General features: G+C 71.6%; 15 protein-coding genes. 10 read left to right on the top strand and 5 right to left on the bottom strand.

Annotated elements, in window-relative coordinates; genetic code table 11:
* Positions 1 to 103 precede the first annotated feature (103 nt).
* Positions 104 to 1,273: an acyl-CoA dehydrogenase family protein gene (locus ABD296_RS24105; RefSeq protein WP_344271160.1), complete on the top strand. Its 1,170-nt coding sequence runs from the start codon at positions 104 to 106 to the stop codon at positions 1,271 to 1,273.
* Between the two features lie 98 nt (positions 1,274 to 1,371).
* Here the strand turns inward: ABD296_RS24105 and ABD296_RS24100 are convergent, their stop codons facing one another.
* The gene (locus tag ABD296_RS24100) at positions 1,372 to 2,244 is read right to left on the bottom strand and encodes an SDR family NAD(P)-dependent oxidoreductase (protein WP_344271157.1); all 873 of its coding nucleotides are present in this window, start codon (positions 2,242 to 2,244) and stop codon (positions 1,372 to 1,374) included.
* 68 nt (positions 2,245 to 2,312) lie between these two features.
* Here ABD296_RS24100 and ABD296_RS24095 point away from each other — a divergent pair, with 68 nt between their 5' ends.
* Positions 2,313 to 3,536, top strand: coding sequence for an acetyl-CoA C-acyltransferase (locus ABD296_RS24095; RefSeq protein WP_344271155.1), 1,224 nt, complete (start codon positions 2,313 to 2,315; stop codon positions 3,534 to 3,536).
* 63 nt (positions 3,537 to 3,599) lie between these two features.
* Here ABD296_RS24095 and ABD296_RS24090 read toward each other — a convergent pair whose 3' ends face one another.
* A complete protein-coding gene (locus tag ABD296_RS24090) occupies positions 3,600 to 4,481 on the bottom strand; it encodes a hypothetical protein (RefSeq protein ID WP_344271152.1) in 882 nt (293 codons plus the stop codon).
* Positions 4,482 to 4,569: 88 nt separating this feature from the next.
* Here ABD296_RS24090 and ABD296_RS24085 point away from each other — a divergent pair, with 88 nt between their 5' ends.
* Positions 4,570 to 6,690 (top strand): hydantoinase B/oxoprolinase family protein, encoded by a 2,121-nt coding sequence (locus ABD296_RS24085; protein ID WP_344271150.1) that lies wholly within the window; start codon positions 4,570 to 4,572, stop codon positions 6,688 to 6,690.
* A 75-nt stretch (positions 6,691 to 6,765) separates the two neighbouring features.
* Here the strand turns inward: ABD296_RS24085 and ABD296_RS24080 are convergent, their stop codons facing one another.
* From ABD296_RS24080 to ABD296_RS24070, 3 genes are read right to left on the bottom strand one after another with little or no spacing between them, the layout of a single operon-like run.
* Positions 6,766 to 7,782: a DUF7065 domain-containing protein gene (locus tag ABD296_RS24080; RefSeq protein ID WP_344271147.1), complete on the bottom strand. Its 1,017-nt coding sequence runs from the start codon at positions 7,780 to 7,782 to the stop codon at positions 6,766 to 6,768.
* A gap of 24 nt (positions 7,783 to 7,806) precedes the next feature.
* Positions 7,807 to 8,547 (bottom strand): enoyl-CoA hydratase, encoded by a 741-nt coding sequence (locus ABD296_RS24075; protein WP_344271144.1) that lies wholly within the window; start codon positions 8,545 to 8,547, stop codon positions 7,807 to 7,809.
* A complete protein-coding gene (locus tag ABD296_RS24070) occupies positions 8,544 to 10,610 on the bottom strand; it encodes a hydantoinase/oxoprolinase family protein (RefSeq protein WP_344271142.1) in 2,067 nt (688 codons plus the stop codon). Before ABD296_RS24070 ends, ABD296_RS24075 begins: the two co-directional genes overlap by 4 nt.
* 305 nt (positions 10,611 to 10,915) lie before the next feature.
* On the opposite strand from ABD296_RS24070, the gene ABD296_RS24065 reads away from it, so the two are divergent.
* From ABD296_RS24065 to ABD296_RS24035, 7 genes are read left to right on the top strand one after another with little or no spacing between them, the layout of a single operon-like run.
* Positions 10,916 to 12,103: an ABC transporter substrate-binding protein gene (locus ABD296_RS24065; protein ID WP_344271139.1), complete on the top strand. Its 1,188-nt coding sequence runs from the start codon at positions 10,916 to 10,918 to the stop codon at positions 12,101 to 12,103.
* Positions 12,104 to 12,113: 10 nt separating this feature from the next.
* Positions 12,114 to 12,866, top strand: a complete 753-nt coding sequence (locus ABD296_RS24060) for an ATP-binding cassette domain-containing protein (RefSeq protein ID WP_344271137.1) — start codon at positions 12,114 to 12,116, stop codon at positions 12,864 to 12,866.
* Complete coding sequence (locus tag ABD296_RS24055; RefSeq protein WP_344271134.1) at positions 12,863 to 15,577, top strand: branched-chain amino acid ABC transporter permease/ATP-binding protein; 2,715 nt, start codon at positions 12,863 to 12,865, stop codon at positions 15,575 to 15,577. Before ABD296_RS24060 ends, ABD296_RS24055 begins: the two co-directional genes overlap by 4 nt.
* Entirely contained in the window at positions 15,574 to 16,584 is a 1,011-nt protein-coding gene (locus ABD296_RS24050; RefSeq protein WP_344271132.1) for an LLM class F420-dependent oxidoreductase, read from the top strand. The genes ABD296_RS24055 and ABD296_RS24050 overlap by 4 nt, the downstream gene beginning before the upstream one ends.
* A gap of 31 nt (positions 16,585 to 16,615) precedes the next feature.
* On the top strand, positions 16,616 to 18,202 hold the full coding sequence (locus ABD296_RS24045) for a class I adenylate-forming enzyme family protein (RefSeq protein ID WP_344271129.1): 1,587 nt from the start codon (positions 16,616 to 16,618) through the stop codon (positions 18,200 to 18,202).
* Complete coding sequence (locus ABD296_RS24040) at positions 18,202 to 19,257, top strand: phosphotransferase family protein (protein ID WP_344271126.1); 1,056 nt, start codon at positions 18,202 to 18,204, stop codon at positions 19,255 to 19,257. Before ABD296_RS24045 ends, ABD296_RS24040 begins: the two co-directional genes overlap by 1 nt.
* Positions 19,254 to 20,945 (top strand): class I adenylate-forming enzyme family protein, encoded by a 1,692-nt coding sequence (locus tag ABD296_RS24035; protein WP_344271123.1) that lies wholly within the window; start codon positions 19,254 to 19,256, stop codon positions 20,943 to 20,945. Before ABD296_RS24040 ends, ABD296_RS24035 begins: the two co-directional genes overlap by 4 nt.
* The last annotated feature ends 81 nt before the right edge of the window (positions 20,946 to 21,026 follow it).

Here is a 21,026-nt window from a genome sequence, read left to right as displayed (position 1 = left end):
ATTGGTTGGTTACAATCGATACCAGGCACAGTGGCGCCACGGCTCGGCGCGGAGCCGCCGGCGCATGGACGGCCGTCACGCCGGCGGCCCGGGAGGACAATCGATGAAGACGGCGATCGGCACGCGGCAGCTCGAGTTCCTCGCGGAGTTGCGCGCCTACCTCGACGGACTCGAGCCCGAGCTGATCGAGGCGGCTCGCGCGGAGAACACCGAGGACCCCATGCAGCCGCGCGAGCACGGCAGGCGCTTCCTCAAGCGGCTGGGCGCGGACGGCTGGCTCGGGATCTCCTGGCCGCGCGAGTACGGCGGTCAGGGCCGGACTGCGATCGAGCAGTGGCTCTTCGCGGAGGAGCTCTATGACCGCCGGTTGCCGAACGGGCTGCTGACGCTCAACTCAATCGGCCCGACGCTGATGCTGATGGGCACCGACGGGCAGAAGACGGAGCTGCTGCCGCGCATCCGGGCCGGTGAGCTCGAGTTCGCCATCGGTTACAGCGAGCCGGACGCGGGCAGCGACCTGGCGGCGTTGCGCTCGCGGGCGGTCCGCGACGGGGACCACTACGTGGTCAACGGGCAGAAGATCTGGACCACGGGCGCGTCGGTGGCGACCCACCTCTGGCTGGCGGTGCGCACCGGCGCGCAGGAGAGCAGGCACAAGGGGGTCAGCCTGTTCGTCGTCCCGATGGACACCCCGGGGATCAGCGTTACGCCGATCATCACCCAAGGCGGGGAGCGCACCAACGCCCTCTTCCTCGACGACGTGCGCGTTCCGGCGTCAGCGATGATCGGTGAGGAGAACGGCGGCTGGGAGGCCGTCACGGCCGCGTTGAATTTCGAGCGGATGTTCTACCACAACGAAGCCAGGTGGGAGTTGCGGCAGCTTGAAGAGTGGGCCTCCGCCAACGGGCTCCTGGACGGCGATGACGCCGAAGCCCACATGCTTCAGGCCGTGATGGGCGAGCACGCCGTCGATGTCGAGATCTGCCGCCTGTTCGCGCTGCGCGGCGCGCGCATGCTCGCCGCAGGGAAGGTGCCTTACGCCGAGGCCTCGATGAACAAGATCTGGTGGGGGGAGTTGCGCCAGCGGATCTGCGACACCGGCCTGGACCTGATCGGCGAGGAGGGCGCGATCGCCACGGGATCGGAGTACGCCCCTGCACACGGCCACCTGGAGCACGGGCTGCAGTCGTCGCCGGTGTGGCGGTTCGGCGGCGGCACCAACGAGATCCAACTCGACATCATCGCCACCCGGGGCCTGGGCCTGCCACGGTGACCGGAAGCCCTCAGGCCGTGACGCGGCCGTGAGGGTCCGGGGGCCGGGAAGGAAGGTGCTGCCTTCCCGGCCCGTTCCGTCCGGGGGCGAGGTCCGGATCAGATGTCGGGCGTTGCCAGCGCATCGGTGGGAATCGTCCACTCGGAGGTGTCCATGATCCGGCCGAGGTTCGCGGCGATGTCCTCGACGGTGGCTCCGGGATTCTTGTATCCGGCGGTCTGGATGATCAGATCGCGAGCGTAGTTCCCGGCGGCTGCGAAGAAGATCTCGCCCGTGACCGCGCAGGACTCGTGGCAGAGGTAGCCGACCAGCTGCGCCACACGGTCGGGGGACATCGCCGCGTGCAACTCCGCCGGCAGTGTCGCGGAGGTCATGTCGGTGGCGGCGCCCGGGGAGACGATGTTGACCTCGATGTTCTTCCGCGCGCCCTCGATGGCGAGCGTCCGGCCGAGGCCGACGAGGCCGGCCTTCGCGGAGGAGTAGTTCGCCTGGCCGAAGTTGCCGAACAGGCCGGCGACGGACGTCGTCATGACCACGCGCCCGTACTGTCGTTCTGCCAGGTGGGGCCATGCCGCCTGGGTGAGCCTGAAAGAGCCGAGCAGGTGCACGTCCAGGACGGCCCGCAGTTCCTCCTCCGACATCTTGGCGAACGACCGGTCCCTGACGATTCCGGCATTGTTGACGACGATGTCCACCCGCCCGAACGCTTTGAGGGCGGTCTCCACCGCTTCCGCGCCGGCACCCGCCTCGGCGATGGAGGCGTCGAAGGCGATCGCGGTGCCTCCCTCTTCGCTGATCTGCTCGCACACGACCGCCGCGGGCGTGCGCCCGTCCTCGCCCGGGCGGTCGATGTCGTTGACGACGACCGCGGCGCCGCGCGAGGCGAGCAGCCGCGCATGGGCGCGCCCCAACCCGGCTCCGGCTCCGGTCACGATCGCCACTCGGTCGTCGTAACGCAGTTCCTCGGTCACCGAACCTCCTCTGGATGTGGTGAGCACACTATAGCCAACCAATTAGTTGGCTTGATAGTGTCGATTTCATGCAGAGTGCCGTGATCGTCGACGTCGTCCGCACGCCCCGGGGCAAGGGCAAGCCCGGCGGCGCGTTGTCCGGGATCCATCCGCAGGAACTGCTCGCCGGGGTGCTCGGTGAACTCGAGAAGCGGACCGGGCTGGACCCGGCCGATGTCGAGGACGTGCTCACCGGCTGCGCCAACGCCGTTGGAGACCACGCCGACTGCATCGCCCGGCTGTCGGTGCTGGCCGCGGGCTGGCCGCAGCACGTGCCCGGCCTGACGATGAACCGGTTCTGCGGTTCCGGCCAGCAGGCGGTGAACACGGCCGCGATGATGATCGCCGCCGGCCAGGCGGAGACCGTGGTGGCCTCCGGCGTCGAGATGATGTCCCGCTATCCGGCCGGCGGAGCCCTCACGCTGGACGGCGGGAACGAGAAGCTGCGCTCCCGCCATCCGCTGGTTCCCCAGGGCATCTCCGCTGATCTGATCGCAAGCCTCGACGGACTCAGCCGCTCCGACGTCGACGCGTACGCGCTGGAGTCGCAGCGCCGGGCCGCCGCGGCCATCGCGGACGGCCGGTTCGGCGGATCGATGGCGCCGGTGCTGGCCGAGGACGGCTCCGTCGTCCTGGGCCACGAGGAACTCCCGCGGGCCACCAGCGCGGAGAGGCTGGCCGGGCTCCAGCCGTCCTTCGCGCGCATGGGCAGCGCGGTCCTGGAGGGTTACGACCGTTCCTTCGACGAGATGTGCCGCGAGGTGTACCCCGAGCTGGCGGTGGTCGATCACGTCCATCATGCGGGGAACTCCTCCGGCCTTGCCGATGGCGCCGCAGCGGTCCTCCTGGCCAGCGAGGAGACGGCACGTGAGCGCGGCTGGCGCCCCCGCGCCCGCGTGCTCTCCACGGCGAGCGTGGGCGCGGAACCGGTGATCATGCTGACCGCCCCCGCCCCGGCGACGTCCAGGTGCCTCGCACGGGCCGGGATGACCATGGCGGACATCGACCTCTTCGAGGTCAACGAGGCGTTCGCGTCCGTCGTCCTGCGCTTCCTGCGCGAGACCGGCGTGGACGCGTCGAAGGTGAACGTCAACGGAGGGGCCATCGCCCTGGGACATCCGATCGGCGCGAGCGGCCCGATCCTGCTCGCGACCCTGCTGGACGAGCTGGAGCGCCGCGACCTGTCGACCGGCGTCGTCACGATGTGCACCGGCGGCGGCATGGCCACGGCCACGGTCATCGAGCGCGTCTGACCGTCGCGCGATGGCGCGGCCCGGGCCGGCGGACGATGAGGCACCGCCCGCCGGCCCGGGGCGTCAGAACGGATCGGGTAGTTCGAGAGCGGGTTCGGTCGCCGGTGCGGCGACGGTGAGGTGCGTTCGCCGCTCGACGAGGCCGAGGCCGGTGATGCCCGATCGGACGAAGACGAAGGGCGCGCAGCTCCACACCGGCAGGCCCCGGCCGCTCGGATCCTTCCGCAGGGCGGTTACCCGCTGCTCCGGGTCCCGGATCTCGGCCGCGGCGCCGGCGGGAGACGAGCCGCCGGCCGCCCAGGAGACCGTCCGCCCGAGCCGCTCGGACCCCGCGCCCTGCACCGCGAAGTCGTGAACCGTCACCGCCCGGATGCGGCTGTTGTGGACGAGCGCCGCCGCGGGCCCGGAGGCGGCCGCGGTCACGAAGAGCGCCGACCCGTCCTGGAAGACCGCACGCGCCCGGCAGTCCGCGGGCGCACCCGGGCCGTCGGCCGACCAGGCGGACCCTTCGACACGATGGATCACACTGCCCACGGCGACCGAGCCGGTCCCGCGGGCCAGGGCCACGCGTTCTCCCGGCTCCGTTCCCGATTCCAGCATCAGGTGCCGGGAAGCCTGCTCGAAGGCGATGTCGATGCAGACCGGTACCGACGGTCCCGTGGCGGTCTCATCGTCGATCGGGCGGTCGGGTGCGGCCACCGGTACCGCCCGCGCCGACAGCCGAAGGCCGTACCGGCCGCCGGAGCCGCGGCTCCGGACGGCGAGTGCGGTCGGGGATCCGCCGCCGAGCGTGGGATCGACCCAGAGCGCCCGGCCGGACGCAGGGAAGACGACGGCCCGCTCCAGTACGGGACGCTCGTCGCCGCGATAGGTCACGGCGACGACGGCGCCGGTGTCCGCGCACATGAAGACAAGGTCGTGGCAGGCCCTGATCGAGTCGTTCATCCGTTCACTATAACCATCCGTTTGGTTGACTACAACGACGGGCGGTCCTAAGCTCCTCGCATTACCAGGCTGCTCGCGGAGGTGTTTCGTGGCCCAGGAAGGCGCAGTCGGAAGGGATCCCCTCGATGCGGTCGGTCTCGAGATCCTGCGGTCCCGCCTGCAGGCGGTGGCCGAGGAAGGGGCGATCGCGATCGAGCGGACGGCGATCAGCACGGTGATCACCGAGTGCCGGGACTACTCCTGCACGCTGCTCGACGCCACCGGGGCGCTCATGGTGGCGGGCGGCGCGGTGACGCACCATTTCGGTGTCTGCCGGTACGCGGTGCAAGTGACCCTCGAGACGCACGGCGACACGATCGCGGAAGGGGACGTCTTCTTCGCCAACGACCCCTACAACGGCGGTGGCCTGCACGCCCAGGACGTCCTCGTGCAGATGCCCGTCTTCGTGGACGGGCGGCTCGTGGCCTGGGTGGTCAACTCCGGGCATGTGATGGACATGGGCGGCATGGTCTTCGGGTCGTGGACGCCGGAGGCGACCGACTGCTTCCAGGAATCGCTGCGGCTGCCGCCGGTCCGGCTGTTCCAGGCGGGCGTCGAGCAGCGCGACATCTGGCAGGTGCTGCGCACCAACGTCCGCATCCCCGACGTCGTCGAGATGGACGTCCGCAGTCTGGTGGCGGGCTGCGAAGTGGCCGGGAACAAGCTCATCGAGATCGCCGCGACGATCGGCGCCCAGGGCTTCGTCGACGGAACGGACCAGCTGCGGCGGCTCGCCGAGCGCGAGATGCGCCGCCGGATCTCCCAGCTCGCCGACGGCGTCTATCGCACCACCACCTGGACCGAATGGGGCGAGGAACTGTACGAGGTCCCCTGCGAGCTGACCATCGCGGGCGATGCGATGACGTTCGATTTCACCGGTGCGCCGCCGCAGGCCACGCACTACTTCAACACGAGGCCGCACATCGTCGTCGCCGGCGTGGTGGCCGACCCGTCCGACGCGTTGACCTGGGACATCCCGCTGAACGAAGGCATGTTCGACCCCATCACGGTCATCTGCCCGCCGGGCACGATCGTCAACAGCTCGCCGCCGGCGCCGGTCGCGTCCGCGCACTGCGACGTCGCCATGAACGCCAGCATGACCGCGGAGGCATGCGTGATGCTCGCGATCGCGGCGTCCCCGGCCTCGGAGGTCCGCCGGCTGCAGACCGGGCCGGTGGCGCACACCGCGATGGGCATCCAGACGTGGGCCTACACGACGCCGGACGGCCAACCCGACGGGTGGATGATGCTGGACGGCGCGATGGGCGGCGCCGCGGGGAGCATCGACCGCGACGGGACCGACATGTGGACCTTCATGGTGACGCGCAAGCCGATCATGGAGGCGATCGATGTGGAGATGCTCGAGGCCTTCTACCCTGTCCTCGTCGACTTCAAGAAGATTCGCAAGGGCATGTTCGGCGCCGGCGCGCACCGCGGCGGCGGAGGGTGTCACATGCGGTTCCGCCCGCACGGCACGGAGGCCATCGTCGGCCAGCTGATCGGCATCAGGGAACGCCTGCCGCTCAACGGCTGGGCCGGCGGCGGGCCCGGCGCGGTGAACACGGTGATCCGTCACCGGGCCGACGGTTCGGCGGAGGAACTCCCGCCGAAGAGCAGCAACGTCACGATCGCCGCCGGCGAGAGCATCGAGTTCGGCCTGCCGTCCGGCGGCGGCTGGGGGGATCCCCTCGACCGCGATCCCGAGGCCGTGGCCCGCGACGTGCGGCAGCGCCGCCTGACGGAGCAGGAGGCCGGTCGCGTGTACGGGGTGATCGTCGGCGGCGGCGTCGACCTGGCCGCGACGAAGGAGCGCCGGACACGGATCCGGCTCGAGCGCCTTGCCGCCGCGGCACCGGCCGTGTCCCCGGTGACCGGCCCGGCTCGCCCCGGCGACCTCGACCTGGCGCCGGTGCCGCTCTTCCCCGGGATCGAGCAGCGAGGGATGAGCGCGGTGGTGAGCCAAAGCGGTGCGGTCCTCGCGCATGCCCCCGGAGCCTGGACCGACGGTTGCCCCGTCATCGAGACGAAGGTGGTGGACGGGCTTGTCGAGCGGACGTATCTGGACCCCGCCAGCGGCCGGGCGCTGATGGCCGAGGTCGTCCCGGAGACCGCTCCGTGCAGCGTCGTTAGCCTGCCCTCCCGGTGGACCGGCGCGACCGTCCCAGCGTAGGCCGCCCGCCACCCGGCACACAGCCGCGACCGCCCGGTTCTGCCGGGCGGTCGCGGCTGTACGGAGCCGAGCCGGCTATCGGGTCATCGAGATCGGACGGCCGCCGACCAGCCGATCGAGGACCTCGACGATGCCCAGGCCGCAGTGCCCGTCACCGAGCTGGAAGTCGTACGGCGAGTACCCGATCCGGGTCACCCCCTCCGAGGTTCCCTCCTCCGGCCGGTGGTGCCGCAGCGGTACGAACTGCTCGGGCCTGCGGGCGGTGGCGGTGAGCTGCAGGTCTCCCAACGGGCTCTTGACCGGGCAGGACAGGCGGCGGCAGAAGCCGTCGTCGGTCCACTCCATCGTCACCTCGCCGAGCTGCGCCTCGTACGCCACCCCTCCCGAGGCGACCGCGGCGCGCAGCGTCATGCCCCCGTCGGGCTGGGCGACCTGCAACCCCATGACGGCGAGCCCGTCGTCGAACGAAGCGGAGATCCACCGGTAGTACAGCGGCCCGGCCCAGTCACGCGGTCCCCAGGAATGGTCGCGCAGCCCGCCGCCCTTGATCTGGTACTCCCGGTCGTTGACGCGGAGGACGCCGTCCAACCGGATGAACTGCTCGTAGTGGCCCAGGGCCATGCTCTCTTCGAGCACGTTGGCCGGATCGTCCCCGCTGGCCCCGAAGGAGTCGCCGTTGCCGGTGACCGCCAGGTCGAGGCGCACGTCCGCGACCGGCGCCCCGCGGAACGCACGCCCCGGGTCCGCCAGCGCCCGCGGGTCGGAGAAGACCGACACCGAGTCCTCGAAGGTCAGCCGCTGGCTGCGGTGCGGCTCCTGGATCTCGATCTCGACCGGGCCCACCGCGAGCGCGTCCCCTTCGGTCTCGCCCACCCGCCTGAACGTCATCAGCGTCTCGCCCTCCGGCAGGAAGAGCAGCGCCGTCGCCTGCCCGGCCGACCGGTTCGGCTGCACGGCGATGCGCAGCCAGCCGACGACGCCGGAGTCCGGCGAGGCGAAGTTGTAGTAGGTGGACTCGTTGTAGGCGGGCGTCTCGTCCGGCGCGTGCCGGTACTCGTGGACGGGAGCGATCGACTCGACGAACATGGACATGGGTTCCCTTTCGGTGCTCTCGTGTCACGCCCGGGGCCCGTCCCAGGTGACGTGGGACGTCCGGGCCTCGGCTTCGAGGGCCTCTCCGCCGGAACCGTCGCGCGCGATCGCGTAAAGATCGCGGATGTGGTGCGCCGTCTCCGGATCGGTCCGCGCGATCAGGCCGGCGAGTTCGACGGCGCGGTCGATGAGCCGATCGTGGCGGACCACTTCGTTGAGCAACCCGATGCGCAGAGCCGTCTCGGCGTCGACGAACGATCCCGTGAGGGATATCTGGCGCGCCCATGCCTGGCCCACGGCCTGCGGCAGCCGGGCCGTCATGCCCCAGGCGGGCGTGAAGCCCAGCCGTGCGTGGGTGTCGGCGAAGCGCGCCCGCTCGCTGCCGATCCGGAAGTCGCACGCCAGCGCCAGTTCGAGACCGCCGGTGACCGCCGCGCCGTTCACCGCGGCGATGACCGGGACGGGCGCCGTCCGCAGACGCCGGATCGCGTCCAACGGGAAGTCGTCTCCCGCCGCTATGCCGTCGAGGTCGACACCGGCGCAGAAGGCCGGATCGGTTCCGGTGAGCACGATGGCACGGGTCGCGGGGTCGTCGAACCACGTTCGTAGCAGCGCGGCCAGGTCGGTAAGCAGAGCGGCCGACAGCGCGTTGTTCTTGGCCGGACGGTTGAGCGTCAGCACCACCACACCGGCGGCCGGGCGGTCCACCATCACCAGCGGGCCGGCGTCGGTGGTGCCGGCCACCCGATCCGTCTCGTCCGTCACGGCGCCGTCACTAGATGCAGCGTGCGCAGCGAGTCGACCGAGGCGATCTGACCCTCGGGGACCCACACCGTGGTGTCCGGCGCGTCGACGAGCGCGGGTCCGGCCAGCTGATGTCCAGGGCGCAGGTCCGCGCTGTTCACGACCGGCACGCGCAACGCAGGCCGCTGCTGGGAGACGTGGACGGGCCGGTACCTGCTGATCGGCGCGGCACCCGCCGCCTGGGCGGTGTCCGCGGTGAGAGCCGCGCGGACGGTCCGGCCCGTGCCCACGGCGTGCAGCGTCACGATCTCCACGGGCGCCCCGGACACGATGGCGCCCCTGCCGTACCTGGATTGGTACTCGGCACGGAACCGTTCGAGATGCTCGGCCTGGTGCGCGGCGTCGAAGCCGCCGGTCCAGGGGATCTGCAGCTCGTGCTTCTGCCGGCTGAAGCGCATGTCGGCGACGAGTTCGACGGCCATGGCGCCGGCGCCGATGCCGTCGGCGGCCAGGTCCGCGCGGACCTCGGCGGTGAGCCGGTCGGCGACCTCGGCCAGCGGTCCGGACGCGGCCGGGACGACCGCGGTGACGGACCGGCTCCGCTCGCGTCGCACATCGGAGGTGGCCGCACCGAAGGCCGACATCACGGACGCGAGATCGGGGATGAGCACGCTCCGCAACCCGAGCTCGTGGGCCAGCGGAGCGCTGACGAGGGCGCCGCAGCCGCCCATGCTGATGAGGGAGAACCCGCGCGGGTCGCATCCGCGCTCGGCGAACCGGGCGCGCAGTGCTCTGACCATGGTCGCCTTGGCCACCTCCCAGACGCCCCACGCCGTCTGGAGGGCGTCCATTCCGAGCTGCGCGCCGAGCTGGGCGCAGGCCCTCAGCGCGGCGTCGCCGTCAAGGACCATGTCGCCGCCGAGAAACATGTCGGGGTCGATGTAGCCGAGGACGACAAGGGCGTCGGTGACCGTGGGGTCGGTGCCGCCCCGCCCGTAGCACGCCGGGCCGGGCTGCGCGCCCGCCGATCGCGGGCCGACCCGGAGGATCCCGAGCGCGTCCGGCCAGCCGATGGATCCGCCGCCCGCGCCGACGGAGTCGATGTCGATCATCGGCAGCGCGGTCCAGACGCCCATCAGCTCGCCGCGGTTGCGCCGCGTCGGTTCGCCCGCCGAGATGAAGGACACGTCGAATGACGTGCCCCCCAGATCCGCGGTCACCGCGTCGGTGACGCCGGTGGCGGCGCAGAAGGCCAGTCCCGCGACGACCCCGGCGGCGGGCCCGGACTCGGCCAGCGTGGCGGGAGCGCCGTGGCCCTCAGCGACCGAGATGGACCCACCGCCGGAGTGGACCAGCAGCGGCGGATTCGGCAGGCCGAGTGCCATGAGGTCCTCGACGAGCGTCTCGACCCCGGCCAGGGCTCCGGAGGTGTAGGCGTTGAGCAGCGCGAACTGCGTCCGCTCGAACTCACGGACCACCGGCAGCAGTTCGGCGCCGGAGAACACCTCGACGCCGGGGAACGCGCCCCTGAGCAGTTCGGTCGCGGCCCGTTCGTGCTCGTCGTTCGCGCACGACCACAGGAACGAGACGACCAGCGCCTCGGCGCCGTGGTCGTGCACGAGACGCCGGCCGGCGTCCTCGACCTCGGCTGCGGCCAGGCCGGTGATCACCGTGCCGGTGCGGTCGATCCGCTCGGTGACGCCCACGATGCGCTCGGGATCGATGAGACCGGCGGGCGGCATCAGCCAGCCGTCGCCCGTCGGCACGCGCAGCGCCTTGGCGATGGGGACGAGATCCTCGAACCCGGCCGTGGTCACCAGGCCGACCCGCCGGCCGGTGCGCGAGGCGATGGCGTTGGTGACCGCGGTGGTGCCCAGTCCGAACCGGGCGACGTTCGGGAGCAGGGCCTGCAGCGTCGTGCCGGCGGCCGCCGCGACGAGCCCGCAGGCGTCCAGCACCCCGCGGCCCAGGTCGCCCGGCGTGGTCGCCGCCTTGGCCCGCCACACGTGCGCGCCGTCGGAGAGCACTACATCGGTGAACGTTCCGCCAACGTCGACGCCGATGCACGTGGCACCCGTCATCATCCTCACCACCGTGTCAGAGTCGGGCGATCTCGGGGCCTCTATTCTCAACTGATTGGTCGATTAAAGCAAGAAGTCGGGCGATGGTCCCGGGGTGCACTCCACGGGCTCACGGCAGTTCGCGCCGGTTTTTCGGGTCCAGCATTGACGTCTGCCTGCGGCATTGCTAGCTTCCCCAGCCAACTGGTCAGTCGGCGACGCCAAGGTGATCGCAGATCGATGAGGGGGGAGCGGATCATGATCGCCGCGTCATCGAGTCTTACCTGACCGGTCAGTTGGGTCATGTCCCGACGGTGAGAGGAACACCCGTGAGACGAACGACCACCCCATTCCTGGCCTGCGCACTGATCGCGGGCCTCGCCACCGCCTGCGGCAACTCCGAATCCGGGTCCGGCTCCGTGGCGGCGGACTCCCCTGTGACGATCATGGTGTCCGGCACACTGTCGAGCCCGAACCTGTCCTACCCGCAGGCCGCGACCGGCGCGCTGGCGGCGGCACAGGCCATCAACAAGGCGGGCGGTGTCGACGGCCACCCGATCAAGGTCGTCCAGTGCAACGACCAGCTGAACCCATCCACCGCGCTCGCCTGCGTGCGGAAGGCGGCACAGCAGCGCGTGGTCGCCATGGTGGGCGGCATCGACCTGTTCACCGCCCAGCTCTGGCCCACCCTCAAGGCCGCGGGCATCCCCTGGGTCGGCCTGGACGTGATCTCGGCCGACCAGGCCACCAACGCGATGTCCTACCCGATGACCGGCGGCACCGTGACCGGCTTCTACCAGGCCGGACGGCTGGCCGTGCAGAAGGGCGGCAAGCAGGTCGCCATCGTCAAGCACGAGAACCCGCAGTCGGCCTTCGTCGCCGGCCTCATCTCCGCGGGAGTGGCGTCCGCCGGGGGCACGGTGACCGGCCAGATCGTCTCCAAGATCGGCAACTCCGACCCGTCGCCCGCCGCCGCCCAGGCCACCGGCAAGAAGCCCGACGCGATCGCCTGCGCCTGCAACGCCGGGGACGGTGCGCGCATCTTGAAGGCGGTCCGGCAGGCCGGGTTCTCCAAGCCCTTCGCCGCCGGATACCCGACGCTGCTCGACACCGACATCCAGAGCCTCGGCGCGCTGGCCGACAACACCTACACGCCGAGCGACATCGCCGACCCCAGCGATCCGAAGGCGTCGATGTTCTACACGCAGATGCGGGCGCAGGACCCGAAGGCCAGGCGGGACGGCATCTCCGCCGGTGCCTGGCTCGGCACGTACTCGATCGCCCAGCTGCTCAAGGGCCAGTCCTCGCTGACCAGCGCCACGCTGGTCCGCCGGCTCAACACGGCGCCGGCCATCGACACTCACGGACTCACCGGCGGATCGATCAGCTTCGCCAAGCCTGGGGTCCTGCCCCAGTACCCGCGGATCGCCGATCCGTACGTCATCGACTACGTGGTGACGAACGGGAAGCGGACCCCCGTGACCAGGTCGTTCGTCAGCGTCTACGGCGGGGCATAGGGGCCGGGCCGTGGCGACGGCGTGCAACGAACCGGCCGGCGGAGACGACCCGTCGCCCGCCGAGGTCGTCCTCCAGACGGCGGGTCTGGCGGTCGGCTACCAAGACCTTCAGGTCGTCCAGGGCATCGACCTGGCCGTCCAGAAGGGAAAGATCACGGCCCTTCTCGGGGCCAACGGCTCCGGCAAGACCACGGTGCTGCGCACGGTCGTCGGACTCCAGCGCCCGCTGGGCGGCGAGGTCCGGCTGTTCGGCGAGGTGACGCGAGCGGCACTGCACGCCCGCGCCCGCGCGGGACTGGGCTACATCGCCGAGAACCGGTCGCTGATCCCCGCCCTCACCGTCCGCGACAACCTCCGGCTGGCCAAGGTGGACACCGCCGCCGTCGTGGCCCTCGCGCCCCCGTTGGAGAAGCTGCTGAGCCGCCGGGCGGGACTGCTGTCCGGCGGGGAGCAGCAACTCCTGAGCGTCAGCCGGGCGCTCGCCAGGCGCCCTCGCCTCCTGGTCGTCGACGAGTTCTGCCAGGGGCTGGCGCCGCTGGCGGCGGAAACGGTCTCGGCACTGCTTCGCCAAGCCACGGAAGCCGGAACGGCCGTGTTGCTCGTCGAGCAGATGCTCCATCGGGCGCTGGAGTTGTCCGACCGGTTCCTGGTCCTGCGGCAGGGCGCCGTCGCCCTGGCGGGCCGCTCGGCCGATCACCGGAACCGGACAGAGGAGATCGAACGGCTGACGATCGCCACCGACGACAGCGCGAGGCTGCCATGAACGTCCTGCTCTACGCGATCATCGGCCTGGGCGGCGGCGCGATCTACGGATTGCTCGCCCAGGGAATCGTCGCGGTCTACCGCAGCTCCGGCGTGCTCAACTTCGCACAGGGCGCCATTGCGATGGCCGCCGCGTACGTGTTCGTCGACCTGCACACCCGTTTCTCCATCCCGGCCGCCGCGTCCGTCGCCATCGTGACCGCGCTCGCCGCCCTTTTCGGCGTGCTCTTCCACTTCCTCGTGATGGCGCCCATGCGCCGGGCGTCGACCCTGGCGCGGGTGGCGGCCACACTGGGCCTGTTCATCACCCTGCAGTCGGCGGTGGCCCTGCACTACGGCACCGACAGTCGGCTCGTGCACAGCTACCTGCCCAGCTCCGCCGTCCACCTGTGGAGCGGTGCGGCGGTCGGCGTGGACCGCCTCATCCTCGTGGCGATCGCCATCGTGGTGACGGCCATCGCCTGGTACGCCTACCGGTTCACCCAGTTCGGCAGGTTGACCGCAGGGGTGTGGCACGACCCCGACGCGGTCGCGGCGCTCGGCGGCTCGCCCCGTCTCGTCGCAGCCGCGAACTGGGCGGCCGGCAGCGGGCTGGCCGGGCTCTGCGGTTGCCTCATCGTGCCGTTGACCGGTCTGCAGACCGAGACGCTGCCCATGCTCGTGGTGCCGGCGGTCGCGGCGGCCATCGCCGGCGGGTTCTCCTCCTTCCCCGGTGCCCTTGCCGCCGGCCTTGTGCTCGGGGCCGCGGAGTCCGTCGTCAGCAACTACATCTCCACTCCGGGCTGGGCGCAGGCGGTCCCCTTCCTCGGCATCGCCGCCCTGTTCGTGGCGCGCGGCCGGAGCCTGCCGGTGCGCGCCGAGATCCAGGAAGCCCTGCCGAAGGTCGGCCGGGCCGCCTTCGGACGCACCGGAGTACTGGGGGCCGTCGCGGCGCTGTTCCTGGCCGCCCACCTCGGACCGGCGTCCTGGGTCGGCCCGATCACCACGACGAGCATGGTCGCCATCGTCGGGCTGTCGATCGTCCTGGTCACCGGGTACGCGGGCCAGCTGACCCTGGCGCCGTACGCGCTCAGCGGCATAGGCGCGCTGCTGGCGGCCAACGCCGCCCACTCCTGGGGCTGGCCGCTCGTTCCCAGCCTGCTCGTCGGAGCGTTCACGGCCGTCCCGGCCGGGCTCCTGGTGGCCATACCCGCCCTGCGCACGCGGGGCGCCAGCCTGGCCGCCATCACCCTGGCCCTCGGGGTCGTCGTCAACGACGTCGCGTTCAACAACACGGACTGGACCGGCGGCTTCACCGGGCTGACGACCGGGCCGCTGTCGGTCTTCGGCTGGTCGGTGGACACGGCGCTGCACCCCGTCCGGTACGCCGACCTGGTGCTGGTGATCCTCCTGCTGGTCGGGCTGCTGATGGTCCACATCCGCAAGGGGGCCTTCGGCCGCCGGCTCCTGGCCGTCCGGGGCAACGAGCGCGCCGCCGCCTCCATCGGCATCAGCGTCCGGTCGGCCAAGCTGGTCGCCTTCTCACTCGCCGCCTTCATCGCCGGGCTCTACGGCGTCCTGGCCTCGTTCCAGACCGGTGTCGCCACCTTCACCGGCTTCAGCGCATTCAGTTCCATCCTGCTGGTCGGCACCGTCGTGCTGGGCGGCGTCGGCTACGGCGGCGGCGCCGTCGTCGGCGGCGTGATCGCCACCGGGGGCATCGTGTCCACCTGGCTCGGCTTCACCGGCATCGCCGACTACCTGCCATTGATCAGCGGCTTGGCCCTCATGCTGACCCTGGTCATCCAGCCGAGCGGGATCGTCCCCGAGACGTTCGCGGCCTGGCGGCGGACCGGCCTCCTGCTCGCCGAGCGGTTCCCGGCCGCGATACGGCCGCGTCGCCGCCGCGCTGTCCCGCACGAGGCAGGGGAGCCGGAGAAGGCGGTCGCCCGCGTACGCCCCCTCGAACTGCGGGTCGAGGATCTCGGCGTCCGGTTCGGCGAGGTCCGGGCCGTCGAGGAGCTGTCGCTGACCGTGCGGCCCGGGGAGATCCTCGGGCTCATCGGTCCGAACGGCGCGGGCAAGACCACGGCGATCGACGCCATCTCCGGCCTGGTCCCGGCCCGCGGCCGGGTGTTCCTCGGAGACGAGGTCATCTCGGACCGGCCGCCGCACCGGCGCGCGGGGACCGGGCTCGCCCGCTCGTTCCAGGGCATCGAGCTGTTCGACGACCTGACGATCGGGGAGAACGTCATGGTCGGGCACGAGGGCGGCCGGCTGGGCGGCCTGCTCATGGACCTGGTCCGGCCGGCCCGCAGCGAGTTGTCGGCGACCGGCCGGGCGGCGGTCGGCCTCTTCGGGCTCGAGCGGTGCTCCGCCGACATGCCGGGCGAGATCTCCTTCGGCCGGCGCCGCCTCGTCGGGATCGCCCGAGCCGTGGCCGGGGCACCCTCGGTCCTGCTTCTCGACGAGCCGGCCGCGGGCCTCGGGCCGGGGGAGGTCCAGGAGCTCATCGTCCTGCTGCGCAGGCTCGCCCGCGAGTGGGGCATGGCCGTCGTTCTCGTCGAGCACCACATGGAGATGGTGATGACGGTCTGCGACCGCATCCAGGTGATGAACCTGGGCCGGACGCTCGCGGTCGGCACAGCCCAGGAGATCGAGCGGCATCCGGCCGTCCGGGCGGCCTACCTGGGCGGCGACGAGCCGCGGACGCCGGGGACGGTGCCGTCGTGACGCCGCGGCTCGCCGTGAGCATGACCGGCGCCGACGAGCGGCTGGACCAGGTGGGTGAGATGGTGGAGGAGTTCACCGCGGCCGGGTACCGGGAGCTGTGGACGAGTGAGCTGACCGGTTCCGACGCTTTCGCCCCGCTGCTCGCGGCGGCGGTGGGCAGGAAGTGGCTGCGCCTCGGGACCGCGGTGGCCTCCGTCTTCACACGCTCGCCGGGCCTGCTGGCGATGCAGTCGCTCAGCCTGGCCGAGTCCAGCACCGAGCCGGTCCATGTCGGCATTGGCGCATCGAGCGAGGCCGTGGTCGCCGGATGGCACGGCGTCCCGTTCCGCCGGCCGTACACCCGGGTCAGGGACACGGTGCGGTTCCTGCGCGAGGCGTTCGAGGGCGGCCGCGTCACCTTCCGCTCCGACAGTTTCGACATCGAGGGCTTCCGGTTGGCGCGGACGCCGCCGCACCGGCCGCGCGTCCTGGTCGCCGCCCTCCGGGAGAAGATGCTGCGCCTGGCCGGAGCGGAGGCCGACGGTGCGGTCCTCAACTGGCTCAGCCCGGACGACGTCCGGAAGGTGGCGCCCTTCGTGCTGGAGGGCAATCCGGATGCGGAGATCGTCGCCCGGCTGTTCGCTGTCGCGGCCGCGGACCGCGCGTCCGCCCGCGCGTACGCCCGAAGGCATATCACCGGCTACCTCAACTCGGGCGTTTACGCGGCTTACCATGCTTGGCTCGGCCGGGGGGACGTCCTGGAGCCCATGGCGCGGGCCTGGCGGGCCGGTGACCGCAAGGGCGCCCTGGCCGCCGTCCCCGACTCGCTAGTGGACGAGCTCTTTCTGACCGGAGACGAGGCGCAGCTCCGGGCCGGCCTCGCCGAATACGTCCGTGCCGGCGTCACGCGGCCGGTGATCTCGGTCATCGGTCCGGACCCGGGGCTGGCTCGCGCCACCTTGCTCCGACTAGGACCGGCGGGGGGCGTTGACCAACAGCCGAGGTCAGCGCAGAATAACCAACTATAAAGTTGATAAAGGTGTGGAGAAGGGGAGCGGGATGAGCGCAGGGGAAGGGCCCGCCGTCGGCGGCGACGCACTGTTGGAGGCGTCGGTCGGAGATGGCCTGAGGCAGCAGGCGCTCGTCAACGGGGACCGGCCGGCGGTGCTGTGGGAGGCGGGGGGCGCCCTACGTCGGCTGACCTACGGACAGCTCGAGGCGCGCGCCAACGCGGTGGCGTACGGGCTCCGCGATCTGGAGCCAGGGGACCGAGTCGCCGTCTGGGGCCGCAACTGTGTCGAGTGGGTTCTGCTGGAGTACGCCTGCGCACTCCGCGGTCTGGTGCTGGCGCCGCTGAACACCGCGTGGACCAATGGCGAGGCCGCTGCGGCGATCGAGCTTGCCGAGCCGTCGGTGCTGTTCACCGGGGAGGACGGCCGAGGCGTTCCGCTGGAGGAACGCGCCCAGCTGCTGGCCGGCGGCGCGTGCGTGCGTCTGCTGAGGGACCTGTCCGGCCAGGCCGACGCGCCGCCCTCCAGGAGGGATGTCCCGGCCGGTGCGCCGTTCCTCATGCAGTTCACCTCGGGCACGACCGGCAGGGCCAAGGGCGCGCTTCTCAGCCATCGCTCCGTGCTCAACAGTGCTCAGCTGCGCGAACGGCGCGACCTCGCCAGCGGCGGAGTGTGCCTCAACAGTGTGCCGTACCACCACATCGGTGGGTCGCTCTATGTCGTCCTCGGCGCGCTCACCAGCGGCGGCGCCTTCATCGTCGTCGACCGGTTCGATCCCGGTGAGACCGTCCGCCTGCTGTCCCTCGCCGGGGTCACCCACCTCGGCGGTGTACCCATCATGATCGAGCGGGTCTTGGACCGTCCCGGCCTCCGCGCCGCCGCCCGCACGGTCAAGACCGTCGCGCTCGGTGGCGCCGACATCAGCCCGCGGCTCGTCCGGCGCATCCAGGACGAGCTCGGTGCCACCGTGCTGACCACCTACGGCCAGTCCGAATGCCCGATCATCACGTGCAGCACCCCGTCCGACGATCCCGAGTCGCTGGCCACCACCGCCGGGCGACCGGTCGAGGCGACCGAGGTCCGCATCGTCGACCGGGCCACCGGCCGCGCCGTCGCGCCGGGAGAGACCGGCGAGATCCTGGTGCGGTCGCCGATGGTGATGGAGGGCTACTTCCGCAAGCCGGAACGGACCGCGGAGGTCCTGCCCGGCGACGGGTTCCTGCGCACCGGCGACCTCGGCTCCATGGACGCCGACGGCAACATCGTGATCCGCGGCCGGAGCCGGGAGGTCATCATCCGCGGCGGGGAGAACATCTACCCGGCCGAGGTGGAGGCCGCGCTGTCCGAGCACCCCGAGGTGGCGGCCTGCGCGGTCGTGGGGGTGGCCGACCCGGACTGGGGTGAACTCGTCGGCGCCAGCGTCGTGCCACGGGGCGACCCGATCGACCCGCAGGAGCTCGAGGCGTTCCTGTCCGGGCGGATCGCGCACTTCAAGATCCCGCGGGTGTGGCGGTTCGTCGGCGGCCTGCCCATGACCGCGGCCGGGAAGTGCCGCCGCACCCAGGTCAAAGAGGAGATGAACACGTCCGTGGACGTTCCGGACGTCTGGCGGACGCCCGGACGGAGCGCCTCTTGATGACAGGCGTTCGCTCGCTCGAGGAACAGGTCCCGCCTGCGCTCGCCCGCTGGCTGGCGGACGCGCTTCCCGAAGCGGTCCCGCCCTTCGAGTTCACCCGAATCGCCGGCGGTTTCTCGATGCTCACCTGGCGGTTCGACGACCAGGCGGGGCACGGCTGGGTGCTCAGGCACCGCCCGCCCGGCACCCACCGGGGCCGGGCGCACGACACGGCGCGCGAGGCTCGCGCGATCGCGGCCCTGGCGAACACCCCGGTCCCCGTGCCGCGGCTGCGGGCCGTCGGCACCGACGACGACCCGCTCGGGCTGTCGTGCCATGTCACCGACTTCGTCCCGGGCCTCGTCCTCGCGGACGCGGACGAGGCCGGCGCCCGCGTGACGCCGGAGGCGCTCACGGCCGCCTCGCGGGGCGTCGTCGCCGCGCTCGCCGCCCTCCACACCGTCGACCCGGACGCCGTGGGCCTCGGCGACCTCGGCCCGCGCACCGGCTACCTGCACCGGCAGTTCCGGCGCTGGAGCGGCGTGGTCGACGACCTGCCCTTCCGGGACGGCACGGGTGTCGTCGAGCTTTTCCAGGAGACTCGCGACCGGTTGCTGCGCCGGATGCCACCGGACCGCGCCGGTGGCGTCGTCCACGGGGACTACCGGCTCGGCAATGCCATCACCGGCGACGACGGAACGATTCGCGCCATCCTCGACTGGGAGCTGGTCACCCTCGGGGACCCGCTGGCCGACGTCGGCATGATGGCGGCCTTCTGGGACCCGCCCGCCGAGGCGATGCTCGGCACCCGGATGCCCACCGCCGCTCGCGGAGCGATCCCCGTCGACGAGGCTCTCGATCATTACTCGCGACTGTCCGGGACCGGCCTGGACGGCATCGAGTTCTATCAGGCCTTCGCGTGCTGGCGGCTGGCCGCGACAGGACTGCGCAGCTGGACGCGGTACGAATCCGGCGCGATGGGCGAGGACTACGACACATCCAAGTTCGTCACCGCCGCCATGGCTTGGCTGGACTACGCGAATCAGATGCCGACCGGGACTAAGGGGCGGGCATGAGGGAACTCACCGTCGACGCTGCGCGGGCTGCGCTCATGGCACCGGGCGCCCCGTACGAACTGAGCGAGGTCGTCGTCGCCGGGCGGGCGGTGCGCTGCTACCTCAACGCCCCGCCGAACATGCGAGCCGTCTTCGAGTCGATGGGTCAGTACGCCGACCGGGACGCCATCGTGTACGAATCCGAACGTCTCACCTTCGCCGAGCAGAGTGCCGCCGTCGCCCGCTTGGCCGCGACGCTGCGCGCTGGCTTCGGCGTCAGCAAAGGGGACCGCGTCGTTCTGGCGATGCGAAATCTGCCGGAATTCGTCATCGCCTTCTGGGCCTGCCAGGTCCTCGGCGCGGTCGCCGTCCCGCTCAACGCCTGGTGGACGGGGGGTGAGCTTTCCTGGGCGCTCGGCGACGCGGATCCGGCGCTGGCCGTCCTGGACGGCGAACGCTGGCGGCGGCTGCGCGAGGCCGGGTACTCCGCGGAGAGCCTTCCGGTCGTCGTGACTCGTGCCGTGGAAGCGGAGTTGGCGGGAGCCGTTCCGTGGTTCGAGATCGTTCCCGACTACCGCTACGAGGGTGATCTCCCGGAATGCGAGATCGCGCCGGACGACCCCGCAACGATCCTCTATACCTCCGGCACCACAGGCCGCCCCAAGGGCGCGGTCGGAACGGCGCGCAACCACTGCTCCCTGCTGATGGCGGCCGGGTTCCAGAGCGAGGTCGCCCGGCTGACCGGGACCCGTCCGCCCCGGTCGGGCACGCAGCCCGCCTTGCTCAACCCGTTCCCGTTCTTCCACATCGGCGGCCTGTCGTCGATGTACTCGGCGGGCGCCGGCGGGCTGAAGCAGGTCCTGCTGTACAGGTGGGACACCGCCACGGCCCTGGAGATCTGTGCGCTGGAGCGCGTCACGAACCTGGCCGTGGTCCCGACGATGCTCCGCCGGATGCTGGAGGTCCCCGGAAGCGAGAAGTACGACCTGTCCGCGGTCGCGGCCATCGGGATCGGCGGCGCGCCGGGCTCCGCGGACCTGGCTGGACCGGTCGCAGGACGGTTCGGGTCCCGCATCTCGGTCAACCACGGGTACGGGCTCACCGAGACGACCTCGTCGGCCTGCCAGCACAACGGCAGGTCGTTCCTGGAGCGGCCGGACAGTGTTGGTCCGCCCACTCCGGGCACCACCGTCCGCATCGTGGGGGAGGACGGCGCCGACCGGCCGCCCGGCGTGGCGGGCGAGATCTGGGTCCACGGCCCGCAGGTGGTCGCCGGTTACTGGAACAACCCCTCGGAGACGGCGGCCGCGTTCTCCGAGGGCTGGTTCCGCACCGGGGACATCGGCGCCCTTGACGAAGCCGGTTACCTGACGGTGCTGGACCGGGCCAAGGACGTGATCATCCGCGGTGGCGAGAACGTCTACTCGACCGAGGTCGAGGCCGTCCTTCAGGAGCATCCGGCGGTGGAGGAGGCGGCGGTCGTCGGCCTGCCCGACCGCGACCTCGGGGAGATCGTGGCCGCCGTCGTCGTGCCCGTCGCGGGCGCCGCACTGACCGCCGACGAGGTGCGCGAGCACGCCCGCGAATGCCTCGCCGCCTTCAAGGTGCCGGCCGTGGTCATCGTCCGCGACACGCCGCTGCCGCGCAACGCGACCGGCAAGAGCCTCAAGCGCCGGCTGCGCGAGGAACTGGCGGATCCGAACCCGTAGCGGTCGCGCGACGCACCCGGCGGCGGGGCGCGGCGGCATTCCGATACCAACCAACTATTCGGTCAATATTCTCGCGGGAGC

It is taken from the genome of Actinomadura napierensis, from assembly GCF_039529375.1.
In the GTDB taxonomy this organism is placed as follows: Bacteria; Actinomycetota; Actinomycetes; order Streptosporangiales; family Streptosporangiaceae; genus Spirillospora; species Spirillospora napierensis.
The sequence above is the reverse complement of the archived record's forward strand: the minus strand, read 5'-3'. Positions and strand labels throughout refer to the sequence as shown.

Coding starts and splice junctions, on each gene's coding strand:
- ABD296_RS24070 (WP_344271142.1), bottom strand. CDS start 10,610: ATGATGACGGGTGCCACGTGCATCGGCGTCGACGTTGGCGGAACGTTC.
- ABD296_RS24090 (WP_344271152.1), bottom strand. CDS start 4,481: ATGAACGACTCGATCAGGGCCTGCCACGACCTTGTCTTCATGTGCGCG.
- ABD296_RS24080 (WP_344271147.1), bottom strand. CDS start 7,782: ATGTCCATGTTCGTCGAGTCGATCGCTCCCGTCCACGAGTACCGGCAC.
- ABD296_RS24055 (WP_344271134.1), top strand. CDS start 12,863: ATGAACGTCCTGCTCTACGCGATCATCGGCCTGGGCGGCGGCGCGATC.
- ABD296_RS24095 (WP_344271155.1), top strand. CDS start 2,313: ATGCAGAGTGCCGTGATCGTCGACGTCGTCCGCACGCCCCGGGGCAAG.
- ABD296_RS24045 (WP_344271129.1), top strand. CDS start 16,616: ATGAGCGCAGGGGAAGGGCCCGCCGTCGGCGGCGACGCACTGTTGGAG.
- ABD296_RS24035 (WP_344271123.1), top strand. CDS start 19,254: ATGAGGGAACTCACCGTCGACGCTGCGCGGGCTGCGCTCATGGCACCG.
- ABD296_RS24040 (WP_344271126.1), top strand. CDS start 18,202: ATGACAGGCGTTCGCTCGCTCGAGGAACAGGTCCCGCCTGCGCTCGCC.
- ABD296_RS24105 (WP_344271160.1), top strand. CDS start 104: ATGAAGACGGCGATCGGCACGCGGCAGCTCGAGTTCCTCGCGGAGTTG.